Source organism: Geobacillus thermodenitrificans subsp. thermodenitrificans DSM 465 (assembly GCF_000496575.1).
Lineage (GTDB): Bacteria > Bacillota > Bacilli > Bacillales > Anoxybacillaceae > Geobacillus > Geobacillus thermodenitrificans.
Window position 1 is genome coordinate 261067 of record NZ_AYKT01000006.1, and the last position, 14297, is coordinate 275363.

The following is a 14297-nucleotide window of genomic DNA, read 5'->3' on the forward strand; positions in this document are numbered from 1 at the left end:
TCGCGCCTCGTATCCCCGTTGCCGCGGGATACGATTTACTCCTTCCATAGCCCTCCCCCACGAAACCGTGTTCGTTATCCTGAGTGTACCGAGGGCTGTAGGAAGTTTCAATAGTCGTTGAACCTTCATCTCCGTTTCCAGAGATGCTCGGCTGCTGGTTGCCCATTGTTGCATCCAACTTGTTTTCCAACCGTCACGTCTGCTGTCACCAGCTCCGTTGTGGTCAAGTTGGCTTTAGGGTGTTCCAGCAATTCGCGAGATTTTACTCCCGCCGTTTTGCGCCCTAGTCAACGGGAGCCACCTTGTTCAACAAGGTGGGTCAGTTTGGCAATATCATCAAGCCAAGAAACCGATCCAGATGATTTACCGTTTACCCCGCGCGCGAGCGTATGGCGTGGCCGCAATGTCGAACCGTTCGTGCCAACCCCGCCGCCGCGGCTCATAATTTCCATTACCTGCTTTCGGTGTTCGGAAATGCCTTCCCGCGAATCTTTCACAAACGGCATCACATAGCAGTTAAAATACGTCACTTCCTTGCCCGAACCCGCTCCGTACAACACGCGCCCGGCCGGGACAAAGTTCATGCTCGAGAGTTCCTCATAAAATTTTTGGAACCACTCGTTGCGCTTTTCCTCTGTTTTCTCTACAGCAGCCAGCCCAGTTGCGTTCCGTTTCGCGATTTGTTCATAAAAAATTTCCAGCGGCTTGTCGATAATGTCAAGCGAGCGGAGCACAATGCCCGTTTCTGCCTCCTCGCCTTCAAGCACATGCCGGTATTCATCATCAATCAACACGCGCGCTTTTTTCGCGTCCCAGTCGATATCGACAATAAAGCCGAGACCACGGGCTGGAAATTTCGGATCCTCCTTGATCGTCAATACGACAAAATCGCCCGGCGCCAACGTCAGCTTTTCCGTATCCTTAAACGAATACCGGTCAAGCATTACTAGACGGGACACGCCTTTATGAGTGATGTGCATGTCCGGCGTAATCGGATGCACTTGCGGAAACAAACGAATATCCTCGTTTAGCTTCTCAATATTAATTTTCATTTTTTCGGACGACGCCACCGTCATTCTCCTATCTCTCCTCTTTTATATAATCTCTCACGTTTTGGCAAAGTTGTCCTGTCTTCTCTACCTTACCATACAAAACAGAAAAAAACAATATATAGTATGATTTTTAAAGAAAATCATACTATATATTGTGATTTAGAACAAATGATTTCATTTTTGTCAAGCAGAAAAAAAGGCAAAAAACGGCGAAAAGCGGAGAAAACCAGATGGATGATGCCGTTTTTGCCGGAAAATGAATGATTTTCCACATTGCTGCTTAGCGCTTAAAGTTCCATTCATCGCTTTCGTACTTTGTCCGCGCCAGCTCCTCGACATACGCCAACTCTTCAGCCGTCAGCGTATATGGCTCCAACAAGATGTCCAAACCTTTTTCAAACCCTTTGTAAAACGCCTCTTTCGCTTCCTCAATCGTTACCGTTCGCTCCGTCAGCTCGTTGATCGCGACCGCCTTGTTTTTAAAATTGCGCTGCAGCCGCTCTTTCACCCGCTCATTCGGATATTTAAACAAGCTGAACAGCAAGTCTTCGTCCAAATCAAGCAAAATCGAGCCGTGCTGCAAGATGACGCCTTTTTGACGCGTTTGTGCACTACCGGCCACTTTTCGTCCTTCGACAACGAGTTCGTACCATGATGGTGCGTCAAAGCAAACGGCTGAACGCGGGCTGCGCAAATCCGCTTTTTCTTCTTCGGTTTTTGGCACGGCAAAATACGCGTCAAGCCCAAGGAAGCGAAATCCTTCCAAAATGCCTTGGGAAATGACACGGTACGCTTCCGTCACTGTCTGCGGCATGTCCGGGTGCGATTCTGACACGATCACGCTGTACGTTAATTCTTTGTCATGCAAGACACCGCGCCCCCCGGTCGGACGGCGGACAAAGCCAAGGCCGTGCCTTTTCACCGCCTCTAAATCAATTTCTTTCTCCACTTTTTGAAAATAGCCGATTGACAATGTCGGCGGATTCCAACCGTAAAAGCGGACCGTCGGCGGAATTTTCCCCGCGCTGTGCCAATCCAAGAGCGCCTCATCAAGCGCCATATTAAACGACGGCGAACAGTCGCCGGAATCGATAAAGCGCCACACTTCTTTTGCCATCGTTTCACCTTCTCTACGATTTCGAGCATGCGATATAGGGCGTTACAGCGGCTTGTCCGCAAGGCGGATTAGGCCGCCTTCTCTGTCACCTTTACTAGTTTAGCAAACAACGCCGGCTAAGGGAAGAAAAATGACATTATGAAAACACTTTGCTTCTAGGAGACAACTCTATATAATAGGAATAGTGGACGAAGGGAAAGGAGGCCTAACGGGTGGAAGCATTGCTTATTATTCTTGGCGCAATCCTCGTATATTCCGTCATCACCTATTTGTGGCAACGGAGAATTGTCAAAGCATTGACGGAAGAAGAGTTCCGCGCCGGCTATCGAAAAGCGCAATTAATCGATGTCCGTGAACCGGATGAATTCGCGGGTGGACATATTTTAGGGGCGCGCAACATTCCGCTCACTCAGCTGCGTATGCGCATGAAAGAACTCCGCAAAGACCAGCCCATTTATTTATATTGCCAAAACGGGCTGCGCAGCGGGCGGGCCGCACAAATGCTTTACCGAAAAGGATACCGCAATTTGTACCATTTAAAAGGCGGATTTAAAAAATGGACGGGGAAAGTAAAGAAAAATTCCTAGCTATTGCAAAAAAAGAGGCGCTCTGCTAGAAAAAAGCAGAACGCCTCTTTTCGCTTGCAGCGATTAAAGCGATGATTCAAATTCCGGCGGCAGAACGACCGCCTCTAATACCGACGCGGCTGCGCCAATGGCGCAACTTTTTTCTTTCAGCTCCGAGACAATCATGTACGGCTCATTTTCATTTTTGACGAGAATGCGCTCTTCCACTTCTTTGCGCGCTGCTCGGAGTATATAATCACCGGCGCTGGCGAGCGGACCGCCGATAATGACTGCCTCTGGGTTGTACGCATAAATCACCTGCAGCAGCCCGATACCGAGATAGCGGCCCGTTTCTTCCAAAATACGCGCCAGCTGGTCATCGCTTTCGGCCGCCAACGCCATCGCGGCGATGGAAAAGCGGTCGTCAAGCCACTCTACACGTCCCTCTTCCGCCAAACGGCGTTCAATATATTTTTGCGACGCGTACATTTCCCAGCAGCCGATGTTGCCGCAGTTGCAGCGGACACCGTTTAAGTCGATCGTATGATGGCCGATTTCACCCGCCAGCCCGTTCACCCCTCGATACAGCTGATGATGAAGGACGACGCCGGCGCCGATGCCAATGCCGGCGCTAATATAAACAAAATGGGCAAACTCCTTGCCGGCGCCGAACCATTTTTCTCCGAGCGCCGCCAGCTTTGCCTCATTTTCGACGATGACCGGATATTGCGGCCACTGTTTTTGCAAAGCCGAGGCAAGTGACACATCGCCCCAGCGCAAGTTCGGCGCGAAAATGACCGTCCCACTTTCTGTGTGAACGATGCCAGGGACACCGATCCCAATCCCCATCACACCGTACGGCGTTGCTGGCGCTCGACGGATAGCCGCCTCAATCAGTTCGACCATCTCACTCACAATTGCCTCCTGCCCCTCCTCTGGGCGGAACGAGCGCCGCTGCTCCCAAATGATTTCGGCATTTAAGTTCGTCAAAACAGCATATAAATAATTGACGCCAAGCTCAACGCCGATGAGCGAGCCGGCGTCGGCGTTAAAGCGAAGCATCAGCGGGCGTCGGCCGCCAGTCGAAACGCCGATTCCACTTTCGTGGACCAAATGCTCGTCAATGAGTTCATCGACGAGAGCGGAAACGGTCGCTTTGTTCAATCCGGTTATTTTCGCAATGTCGGCGCGTGAAATCGGATGTTGGTCGCGAATCAATTTCAACACAAGCTGTTTATTCATTTTTTTGACAAGAGTAATGTTTCCTGTCCGCACGTGACTAGTCATCCTTTTTTCTTTAGTATGCCCCGCGAATGTGCGGATGCACTTCAGTCTCGTAAAACTGGCGAAGCCGCGCCATTTCTTCTTCACTGAACGATGGCACCGCCAACGCCGCCAAGTTTTCTTCGACTTGTTTCACCGTTTTAAATCCTGGAATGGCGCACGTCACTTCTTCATGGTCAATGACCCATCGGAGCGCCGCTTTCGCCATGCTGCCGCGCCCATCGGCAATCCAACGCAGCTTGTCGGCGAGCTCCACCCCTTTTTCAAACTCCAAGCCGCCGAACGTTTCCCCTACATTAAACTGTTCACCGTTGCGGTTGAAATGGCGGTGATCATCCTCAGCAAACGTCGTTTGCTTCGTGAACTTACCAGTCAGCAGTCCGCTGGCGAGCGGAAGGCGGACCAAAATGCCGACGCCGCGCCGTTTCGCTTCCGGAAGCAGACGCTCGAGCGGCTTTTGCCGCAAAATGTTGAAGATGACTTGCAGCGCGCTTGCCTGCGAATGCTCGATGACGTACAGCCCTTCTTCTATCGTTTCAACGCTGACGCCGTAATAGCGGATTTTTCCTTCCTGCTTTAACTTCTCTAACACTTCAAACACGGCGCCTTGCTTTAAAATGGAAAACGGCGGGCAATGAATTTGATACAAATCAATCGTCTCGCGGCCGAGCCGTTTTAAGCTTGCCTCACAATATGCGCGCACGGACGCTTCGGAATAGTTGTTTGGGTCATGGATATCGCCGGCGCGACAAAACTTCGTTGCTATGTAGATGCGGTCTTCCTTCCCTTTTGTCGCCTTCGCCAACAGCTCCTCGCTATGGCCGTTGCCGTACACATCAGCCGTATCAAAAAAGTTAACCCCCTGCTCAATGGCGTAGGCGAGGGCGCGCAACGATTCTTGATCGTCGACTTTCCCCCATGAGCCGCCGATCGCCCACGTACCGAAGCTGAGTTCGCTCACTCGAAGGTCGGTACTTCCTAACTGCCGGTATTGCATGTCTCACTCCCCCTTATTCATGGATCACCGCCATTAGTTTATATGATAAACTAACTAAACTTTTCTGTCAACGCTGCAATAGCGGCGCAGCCGGGCTAAACGAAACGGCCCGCCCATTTTTGGACGAGCCGCTTATCGGTATTAGTTTCTCGTTTTTTGATAGCGCAAAATCGGCTTGCGGGCCGCAGTCGTTTCATCGAGCCGTTTAACAACAGTCGTATGCGGCGCTTCTTGGACGATTTCCGGAGTTTCTTCCGCTTCCTTGGCAATTTGAATCATCGCATCGATAAACGCGTCAAGCGTTTCTTTCGATTCGGTCTCAGTCGGTTCGATCATCATGCACTCTTCAACGATGAGCGGGAAGTAAATCGTCGGCGGATGGAAGCCAAAATCCAGCAGCCGCTTTGCTATATCCAACGTTCTGACTCCAAGCTTCTTTTGCCGTTTGCCGGAGAGAACGAACTCGTGCTTGCAATGGCGGTTATACGGCAAATCGTAATAGTCGGCAAGTCGACGCATCATATAGTTGGCGTTTAAGACGGCGTATTCGCTCACCGCTTTTAAGCCGTCCGGCCCCATCGAGCGGATGTACGTGTACGCCCGGACATTGATCCCGAAGTTGCCGTAAAACGGCTTGACACGTCCGATCGATTGCGGGCGATCGTCATCGAGATAATAGCCGTTTTCTCCTTTGGCAATGACCGGCTTCGGCAAAAACGGGATGAGGTCAGCTTTCACCCCGACCGGACCAGAACCTGGGCCCCCGCCGCCGTGCGGGCCGGTAAACGTTTTATGCAAGTTCAAATGGACGACGTCAAAGCCCATATCACCTGGTCGCGCCTTACCAAGAATGGCGTTTAAGTTCGCGCCGTCATAATACAGCTTGCCGCCCGCCTCATGGACGATTTCTGCCATTTCGACGATCTGCTCTTCAAACAGCCCGAGTGTGTTCGGGTTTGTGAGCATAAGCGCCGCTGTATCCGGGCCGACAACGCGCTTTAAGTCCTCTAAGTCAACAAGTCCATCAGCAGTCGAGCGAACCGTAACTGTTTCAAAGCCGGCAACCGTTGCCGACGCCGGATTCGTGCCGTGCGCCGAGTCAGGAACGATCACTTTCGTCCGTCCGAAATCGCCGTTTGCTTCGTGATAGGCACGGATCATCATCAGCCCGGTCCACTCGCCGTGAGCGCCAGCCGCCGGTTGCAGCGTAACTGCATCCATTCCGGTAATTTCTTTTAAGTGCTCTTGCAAGTCGTACATGAGTTCAAGCGCCCCTTGCACCGTTTCCTCCGGCTGCAGCGGATGGATGTGAGCAAACCCGGCGAGACGGGCGACATTTTCATTGATTTTCGGATTGTATTTCATCGTGCACGACCCGAGCGGGTAAAATCCTGAATCGACGCCGTGGTTCCGCTTGGAGAGCGCGGTATAATGGCGCATTAAGTCCAATTCTGACACTTCCGGCAGCTCCGGCTCCTCAGTGCGAAGATAATCAGCCGGCACAAGCTCGCTTACATCAACAGCAGGAACGTCAAGTGTCGGTAAGCTGTAGGCAATTCGTCCTGGCTTGCTTCGTTCGAAAATGAGCGGTTGATCGTTATGCATGGCCATCCCCCAATTCGTTTACAAACCGATCGATTTCTTCCTTCGTCCGCAGTTCTGTGACAGCAACGAGCATATGGTTGGCAAGCTCCGGATAATCGAAGCCGAGATTATAGCCGCCGATGATCCCTTTTTGCCGCAGGCGGGCGTTGACATCATCGACCGGCTGGTTGAGCCGGATGACAAACTCGTTAAAAAACGGGCCGGCAAATGGCGATAATAAGCCGCGTTTTTGGAGCTCGCTTTTCGCATAATGCGCCTTTTGCATGTTCATCGTCGCCATCTCTTTCACCCCCCGCTTGCCGAGCGCCGAGAGCGCCACTGAAGCAGCCAAGGCGTTTAACGCTTGGTTTGAACAAATGTTCGATGTCGCTTTATCGCGACGTATATGCTGTTCACGTGCCTGCAACGTCAACACAAATCCACGGCGACCTTCCTCGTCGGTCGTCTGCCCGACAAGACGCCCCGGAATCTTCCGCATGAGCGGCGCTTTGACGGCAAAATAACCGCAGTGTGGACCTCCAAATTGCATCGGGATACCAAACGGCTGCATATCACCGACGACGATGTCGGCCCCAAACTCCCCAGGCGGGGTCAAAACACCAAGGGCGAGCGGATTGCTAGCAACAACAAATAAACTCTTCTTTTCATGGACGAGCGGCTCAATCGCTTTAAGCGGCTCAATCTGGCCGAAAAAGTTTGGATATTGGATTACAACGCACGCCACATCGTCTCCCATTTCGGCTGCAAGCACCTCAAGATCAGTGACACCGCCGTTATACGGAATTTCTTTCACCTCAAGCCGCTGTCCGTTCGCATACGTGCGCACGACTTCACGATATTGCGGATGGACGGCGTTAGAGATAAGCACTTTGCGGCGCTTCGTATGGGCCGCGCTCAGCAGCACTGCTTCTGCAAGCGCCGTGCCGCCGTCATACATCGACGAGTTGGCGACGTCCATGCCGGTCAGCTCACACACCATCGTTTGGAATTCGAAAATGGCCTGCAGCTCGCCTTGCGAAATTTCCGGCTGGTACGGCGTATACGCCGTGTAAAACTCGGAACGCATTAAAACATGGTCGACGACGGCCGGAATATAATGATCGTACACCCCGGCACCTAAAAAAGAAACATATTGTCTCGCATTAGCGTTTTTGTCCGCCAGCGCACTTAACTCTTTCCACAGTTCCGATTCCGATTTTGCCCGTTTCACATTCAGTTCACCGCGGAAGCGGACTTGTTCCGGAATGTCAGCGAACAGCTCATCGATCGAGGCAACACCGATCGTCTTCAACATCTCTTGTTTGTCTTCTTCCGTCATCGGCAAATAACGGTGGAGCACAGTTTTCCTTCCCCCTTACTTATGACTTGGCCCGCTTGTAAAACGGGGTCGGTACAATGGTTGCTTTCAATCGTTTGCCACGGATGTCCACTTCTACTTCTTGGCCAATCGCAGCCACTTCCGCTTTGACAAGAGCTAGACCGATGTTTTTTTTCAACGTCGGCGACTGCGTGCCGGTTGTGACGAAGCCAGCTTCTTCGCCGGCGGCAAACACGCGGTAACCGTGGCGCGGAATGCCTTTATCGATCATCTCGATGCCGACAAGCCGACGCGGCGGCCCAGCTTCTTTTTGCTGCTTCAGCACGGCTTGGCCGATAAATGGCGGCTCTTTTTCCGTTTTGACGGCAAAGCCGAGCCCGGCTTCAAGCGGCGAGATCGTTGCTGAGAGTTCTTGGCCGTAAAGCGGCAAACACGCTTCAAAGCGGAGCGTGTCACGCGCCCCTAACCCGCACGGGAGGACGCCGTCCTCAGCTCCAGCCGTTAAGATAGCCTCCCATAAAGTAATGGCATCTTCCGCTTGACAGTATAGTTCAAACCCGTCCTCACCGGTATAGCCGGTACGGGAAACGAGCGTCTTTACGCTGGCCACTTCCACACCATCTTGGAACGAAAACGGACGCAGCGCCGACAAATCCATATCGGTCAATTTTTGCAGCACGCGTTCGGCAGCTGGCCCTTGCAAAGCAAGCAACGCCGTTTCCGCCGACACATCCTCGAGTTCGACGTCACCATCTGCGTGCTCGCTTAGCCACGCAAAATCTTTTTCCGTATTTGCAGCGTTGACGACAAGCAAATAGTCGTCTTCCCCTTTTTGATAAATCAACAAGTCATCAACGGTGCCAGCGCTTTCATCACACATGAGCGTATATTGCACCCGTCCCGGCCGCAGCTTAGCGACATCGTTCGTCATCAGTTTTTGCAAAAAAGGGAGACTGCCACCGCCGCGGACGATGATTTCCCCCATATGGGAAACATCAAACAGCCCGGCGCGCGTTCTTACAGCATTGTGTTCTTCCTTGATGCTTGAAAATTGCACCGGCATTTCCCAGCCGCCAAATTCAACTGTCTTGGCGCCGTAACGGGCATATACCGGAAAAAGTGGCGTGCGCTTCAGCATCCGATTCCCTCCTTTTTAATCTGTGACGCAAAAAAAGGACAGACTCCACCCTTTATATAAAAGGGGGCTCTGTCCTGGCACCTGAAAGTTTCCCGTCGACCATCGATCGACACAGCCATTAGCCGTTGACGCTGGCCGAGCGGTTTCCTCTTGGGTGGTCCGCCTATGGGCAGACGCTCTCCAGAGCTGCGTCAAGCAAGAGTCTTTTTGCCTGAGAGATTCGCGTTTCCGCTTGCTCCTTCGGCGCTACATTCCGTAGTCTCTCCCCTTGCCGTCATCCGCCGATTCATAAATTTTTCCAAAGCGGGCATACTAAAAACGCCCTTATCAATCATTCATAAGAATGTTCTAAATTTATACTACCATTAACCACATAAAAAGGGCAATAGAAAATAATCGAACTTTCATAGGAATTAAATACAAAATTGTTCTTATTTTGTTTAACATATAACCTATCATCCACACAAATATTCGTAACAAGGGAAGGGGATGGCCATGGACATCGAGATAAAAATGGACGAAACATGGAAGGAGGAGTTTCTTGAGCGCGTCGAAAAAGACGGTCCATGGGCGAGCTGGGAAATGTACGAGTTAGCGTTAGAGGCCGCCCATCATTTAAGCGTGCCGGAATTTAACGGCTTGCAGGCACCGAAACATTTGCCGCATTTAACGATTCTGCCGCACCAGCTTGAAGTGGCGCGCCGCGTCGTCGAAGAGATGAATGGCAAAGCGATTTTGGCCGATGAAGTGGGTCTTGGCAAAACGATTGAAGCGGGGCTCGTCCTCAAAGAATACATGATTCGCGGTCTTGTCAAAAAAGCGCTCATTCTCGTTCCCGCCTCCCTTGTTTCACAATGGGTGAAAGAGCTGAACGAAAAGTTTTTCATCCCGGCCGTCCAGCAAAAAAAGAGCTATGTATGGGAACAATGCGACATCGTCGTCTCATCGATCGATACAGCGAAAAAACCGCCGCACCGCGACATCATTTACGAGCAGCCGTATGATATGATCATCATCGATGAGGCGCACAAATTAAAAAACAACAAAACGAAAAACTACGAGTTTGTGCAAAATTTAAAAAAGAAGTTTTGTTTGCTGCTGACAGCAACGCCAATCCAAAACCGGATCGAAGAAATTTTCAACCTTGTCTCGCTCCTGAAACCTGGCCATTTAGGCAACGCCGAACAGTTTGCGAAAACGTATGGCAAAACGCGAGCGGTGCAAACAAACGATCATTTAAAAGCGCTCGTCAACAAAGTGATGATCCGCAACCGTCGTGCCGACACACCGATCGAATGGTCAAAACGCCACGTCGAGCCGGTGTTGATCGAGTTTACAGACGAAGAACGCGAACTGTATGAGGCAGTAAAGGCGCTCCGCCATGAATCGTTCGCCGGTTCGTTTTCGCTTATCACGCTCCTTCGCGAAGCGTGCAGCAGTCGTGAAGCGTTGTTTTTAACGATTAAAAACATGATCGATAAGTGTGAAGGGGCGGTTCCGGAAGCGCTTGAACATGTGCTTGAAAAAATCAACGCTGTCACAACGAACTCAAAGGCGGAAAAAGCGCTCGAGCTCATCCGCTCCATTAATGACAAAGTGATTATTTTCACCGAATATCGGGCGACACAGCTCTATTTGCAATGGTTTTTAAAGCAGCACGGCATTTCGTCCGTCCCGTTCCGCGGCGGCTTCCGGCGCGGCAAAAAAGACTGGATGCAAGAGCTGTTTAAAAACCATGCTCAAGTGTTTATCGCCACCGAAGCGGGCGGTGAAGGGATCAACTTGCAATTTTGCCGCTACGTCATCAACTACGACCTGCCGTGGAATCCGATGCGCCTCGAGCAACGGATCGGCCGCGTCCACCGGCTCGGCCAAACGGATGATGTCCACATTTACAATTTCGCCGTCAAACAGACGGTTGAAGAACATATTTTAACGCTTCTGTACGAAAAAATCCGCTTATTCGAGCGAGTCGTTGGTGAACTGGATGACATTTTGGCAAAAATGAACCTCGCCAACCTCGAGCATTATTTTGAAGACGCCCTCGTCCATTCGCGGAGCGAAGGGGAAATGAAAATTAAAATGGAAAATATTATGGCCATGATCGAGCTGGCGGAGCAACTCGGAAAAAAAGGGGGCGAACGGCATGCAGCAACATGAAATCCGCCGTTTTGTCGAGCGTTACTTTACGGCGAACGGCTGCACCTTTTTAGAAGCAAACGACAACTATATGACGATCCAGCTGACGGCAGAAATGGATAAAGAACTGATGAATCGGCCGTTCTATTGGCATTACATCGAACGGACGGGCGGCGTTCCGCAACCGATGCAGCTGACACTGATCACCCGTCCAAACGAGCAGACGAACAAGCTAAAAGGAGAACGGCTTCATTTCGGAGCGCCACGGCTGCACCAGCTGTTCCGCTCGGCCCAAAAACGCGGCAGCTTTATCCGGCTGTACGAAGAACCAGAGTCCCCGCTCAATGGAAATGCTGCCCTTCATCCGTGGCTTGGCATGAACGTTGTCATTTCGTATGAATGCGACCGAAAAAAAGATGATCTCGTTTCACTTGGTCTTCATCTAATCAGTGGAACAATCATCGAATCGTTTCATGAACGGCTGCGTGAGCGGCGGTTGACGCCGAAAATCCCGGATTATTGCTTCACCATTTCTCCGCTCATTAAGCCACGAAGCGGCATCAGCCGCCTTGAACAATATATTCGCGGCCGCATCGCCGCTGACGACCACACATGGGCCGACGAAGCGCGCCAACGCTGGGCCGATGATTTGGCGCTGCTTGATGAGTTTTACAAAGATACAGAAGAAAAGCCAGAATGCTATTATATCGAAAAAGAAGCGCTTGAAAAGCAATATAAACCGCGCATCACCGTTTCTATCATTAACGGCGGCCTGTTCTATTTAATGCCCCGCTCCTCATGACACCCCTATAACCGGGCAATCTGGCGCCGTTTCAACCAAAAAACACCCGCCAGCCGACAAGGCCAGCGGGTGTCCGTCATGAGCGGCGCCGAAACAACAAGCGGAACGAAAGCGGCATCAGCCCGAACAGGCGGTAAGAGAGCGGAGGCTTCTCTTGTTTCCGCTCACTTCGCCGCCGTGTCCGTTCCTCTTTCGGCATATCCATGTATGCGACAAACTGCTGGGTGACAAATTTGACATAATCATTGACCGCCATCAAAGTCCCCCCTTTTCCTTTTAGTTTTTCCGTCTCTTTCCTTTTTTAATCGTTTTGCTCGCTCCACTCGGTGATATGGAGCGCTGGAAGCATGACCGTAAACACGACACTTCTTCTAAATCCGGATGACGAGCGGACAGACAAGGCGACACGGACGCTCGTTTCTCCTTCTTTTTCCCAACGGTAGACAGCCGTCCCGCGCGGGTACGTCCATTCCCCTTCGCGCACGGTCATCGTTGGATCCGACAGTGCGATTTGTTCTTTCACGTCAAACACGGCCATCTGCACGAGCTCATCGGCTTCGGCCGCCTGTCGATCGGCATGCGCCGCCTGTTGTTCCACTTCATACAAAAGCACGATGTGCGTGACGGAAAAAGCGAGCAGCAAAGCAACAACCGCTACAAGCGGAAAAACGACGCCGTCCTGACGTCCCATCTTCCCCTTCTGCTCCTTTCTCTTTGTTCCTCCGTCCTTTGCTCTCAAGCCGATACAGCTCGTCGCCCAAGCAAGCGAAAGGAGGTATAACGGCTGCTAAGAGCCGCTAGCCATTCAGTAAAAGATCCTCCCACTAAAACGCCCGCGCCACAAACGCTTCATAAACCATTCCATCGGTAGCTGTCACTTGCACAAACAGACCACGGATGCCCGTACTGTATGAAACAGCACGCACATGACGAAGTGCTGTTTCGTTGCCAGTGCCGTCCACTTGGCGGATGATGTTGGATTTTACTAACGAAAAGCTCACCTTGTCGCCATTCCATTTTTGCAAATAAAGCGTCGCCCCGTCCGTCGACCATCGTTCCGTTTCATGCAATTCGATTTGCAGTTGCTGCAAAAACAAACGCCACTCAAGGTGCGTAAACCCATCAACTGACACATCAGCACCAAGCGGGCGGACGGATAGCAGCGCCGGGATGATCGCAGCAACGGTCAACGCGGCCGCCAGCGCCAACAACGCTTCCAAAAGCGTAAATCCGGACTCTCCCCCTGCTACCGCTTGCCGTACCCGCACCGTTCCACCTCGCGGCCGACGTAGTCGTTCCAACGCACGCATACTTTCCACATCTGCCCTCCTTCGTTGCGCGCCTGCAAACGAAACACCGTTCGTCCATCTGCCACCGCCGTTTCGCCGACAAGCGGCTCTTCATACAAAGCGATCGTTAACAGCCGGTGCGCTTTTTCCTCGAGCACGAGATTGTTTCGCTCAAGTGTGATTTGCATATACAAGGGAAGGAGGACAACAGCCGCCGTCCATAACAATGCTAGGGCAAACAACGCCTCAACGAGCAAAAATCCGCCGCTACATTTTTTGTACATAAAACCGCCCTTTTCCGAGCAAAAACGTCACTTTATAACTGTTTTCGCTACTTTTTACCCAAACAGTCCCGCCTTGTTCAATATTGCCGTTATCAGTAAAGACGACCGGATTGCGCAGCGTGCCAATCTGAAACCGCCATGGCGCCGGGAGCGTGCGGACGACGATCTGCTGACCACTCTCCGCATCAACCACCCGATACTCACCGCGTCCTTCGGTGAAAAACACGGATACTTTCCCTCGCTTGGCGATGGCATGCTGCTGAGCGCCATACAAATCGGCTCGCAGCAGCGCCAGCATATACGCTTCCTCACGCTGCTGCATGATCCCACCAAGCTCCGGGACGGCCAGTGCCGCCAACAGAAGCACGATCGACAAAACGACTAGCATTTCAAGCAGCGTAAACCCACCGTTACGAGCCAATTTCGCTCACATCGCCATTCTCGTTAATTTTGATCGCATGACCGTTCGGGCATTTGTCCGATTTAATATAACGGCCATCAAGCAATTGTTGAACGGTTGGAATTTTGTTATGCTCCATCTCATATGCCTTCACTTGCGCCTGTACCATGCTCAAAAACGCCTCACATCCTTTGTCGTTAATCATGCCGTTATGCTTTGTGATGTTTGGAATCGCAACTAACAGCAACACTGAAATGACCATTAACACAATGAGCATTTCAATAAATATTAGGGAATACCCATTAT

General features: G+C 51.5%; 15 protein-coding genes, 1 pseudogene and 1 riboswitch. Of the genes and pseudogenes, 3 read left to right on the forward strand and 13 right to left on the reverse strand.

Annotated elements, in window-relative coordinates:
- Positions 1-290 precede the first annotated feature (290 nt).
- Positions 291-1076: pseudogene (locus DSM465_RS0107965) on the reverse strand (ribonucleotide reductase N-terminal alpha domain-containing protein); the annotation flags it as partial.
- A 256-nt stretch (positions 1077-1332) separates the two neighbouring features.
- Positions 1333-2169: a lipoate--protein ligase family protein gene (locus DSM465_RS0107975; RefSeq protein ID WP_008879836.1), complete on the reverse strand. Its 837-nt coding sequence runs from the start codon at positions 2167-2169 to the stop codon at positions 1333-1335.
- Between the two features lie 212 nt (positions 2170-2381).
- Here DSM465_RS0107975 and DSM465_RS0107980 point away from each other — a divergent pair, with 212 nt between their 5' ends.
- Positions 2382-2756: a rhodanese-like domain-containing protein gene (locus DSM465_RS0107980; RefSeq protein ID WP_008879837.1), complete on the forward strand. Its 375-nt coding sequence runs from the start codon at positions 2382-2384 to the stop codon at positions 2754-2756.
- Positions 2757-2819: 63 nt separating this feature from the next.
- Here DSM465_RS0107980 and DSM465_RS0107985 read toward each other — a convergent pair whose 3' ends face one another.
- The 5 genes from DSM465_RS0107985 to gcvT all read right to left on the reverse strand — a co-directional run bounded on the left by DSM465_RS0107985 (position 2820) and on the right by gcvT (position 9077).
- Complete coding sequence (locus tag DSM465_RS0107985; protein ID WP_008879838.1) at positions 2820-4010, reverse strand: ROK family transcriptional regulator; 1191 nt, start codon at positions 4008-4010, stop codon at positions 2820-2822.
- Between the two features lie 22 nt (positions 4011-4032).
- Positions 4033-5016 (reverse strand): aldo/keto reductase, encoded by a 984-nt coding sequence (locus DSM465_RS0107990; protein WP_008879839.1) that lies wholly within the window; start codon positions 5014-5016, stop codon positions 4033-4035.
- Positions 5017-5157: 141 nt separating this feature from the next.
- The gene (gene gcvPB, locus DSM465_RS0107995) at positions 5158-6621 is read right to left on the reverse strand and encodes an aminomethyl-transferring glycine dehydrogenase subunit GcvPB (RefSeq protein WP_029761066.1); all 1464 of its coding nucleotides are present in this window, start codon (positions 6619-6621) and stop codon (positions 5158-5160) included.
- A complete protein-coding gene (gene gcvPA, locus DSM465_RS0108000) occupies positions 6614-7960 on the reverse strand; it encodes an aminomethyl-transferring glycine dehydrogenase subunit GcvPA (protein WP_029761068.1) in 1347 nt (448 codons plus the stop codon). The genes gcvPB and gcvPA overlap by 8 nt, the downstream gene beginning before the upstream one ends.
- A 19-nt stretch (positions 7961-7979) precedes the next feature.
- Positions 7980-9077, reverse strand: a complete 1098-nt coding sequence (gene gcvT, locus DSM465_RS0108005; protein WP_008879842.1) for a glycine cleavage system aminomethyltransferase GcvT — start codon at positions 9075-9077, stop codon at positions 7980-7982.
- Positions 9078-9266: 189 nt separating this feature from the next.
- Positions 9267-9355, reverse strand: a riboswitch (glycine riboswitch).
- 217 nt (positions 9356-9572) lie between these two features.
- Here gcvT and DSM465_RS0108010 point away from each other — a divergent pair.
- Positions 9573-11237: a DEAD/DEAH box helicase gene (locus DSM465_RS0108010; RefSeq protein WP_011887795.1), complete on the forward strand. Its 1665-nt coding sequence runs from the start codon at positions 9573-9575 to the stop codon at positions 11235-11237.
- Positions 11224-12018, forward strand: coding sequence for a YqhG family protein (locus tag DSM465_RS0108015; RefSeq protein WP_008879844.1), 795 nt, complete (start codon positions 11224-11226; stop codon positions 12016-12018). Before DSM465_RS0108010 ends, DSM465_RS0108015 begins: the two co-directional genes overlap by 14 nt.
- Before the next feature lie 76 nt (positions 12019-12094).
- On the opposite strand, the gene DSM465_RS0108020 is transcribed toward DSM465_RS0108015, so the two are convergent.
- From DSM465_RS0108020 to comGC, 6 genes are all read right to left on the reverse strand, one after another.
- Entirely contained in the window at positions 12095-12274 is a 180-nt protein-coding gene (locus DSM465_RS0108020; RefSeq protein WP_008879845.1) for a YqzE family protein, read from the reverse strand.
- Between the two features lie 45 nt (positions 12275-12319).
- Positions 12320-12709, reverse strand: coding sequence for a competence type IV pilus minor pilin ComGG (gene comGG / locus DSM465_RS0108025; RefSeq protein ID WP_008879846.1), 390 nt, complete (start codon positions 12707-12709; stop codon positions 12320-12322).
- Between the two features lie 133 nt (positions 12710-12842).
- Complete coding sequence (comGF, locus tag DSM465_RS0108030; RefSeq protein ID WP_029761069.1) at positions 12843-13286, reverse strand: competence type IV pilus minor pilin ComGF; 444 nt, start codon at positions 13284-13286, stop codon at positions 12843-12845.
- Positions 13265-13591 (reverse strand): hypothetical protein, encoded by a 327-nt coding sequence (locus DSM465_RS0108035; RefSeq protein ID WP_011887799.1) that lies wholly within the window; start codon positions 13589-13591, stop codon positions 13265-13267. Before DSM465_RS0108035 ends, comGF begins: the two co-directional genes overlap by 22 nt.
- Positions 13575-14012, reverse strand: a complete 438-nt coding sequence (gene comGD / locus DSM465_RS0108040) for a competence type IV pilus minor pilin ComGD (protein ID WP_008879849.1) — start codon at positions 14010-14012, stop codon at positions 13575-13577. The genes DSM465_RS0108035 and comGD overlap by 17 nt, the downstream gene beginning before the upstream one ends.
- Positions 14002-14297: competence type IV pilus major pilin ComGC (comGC, locus tag DSM465_RS0108045; RefSeq protein ID WP_029761070.1), on the reverse strand; the 296-nt coding region annotated here is incomplete at its 5' end. The genes comGD and comGC, both read right to left, overlap by 11 nt.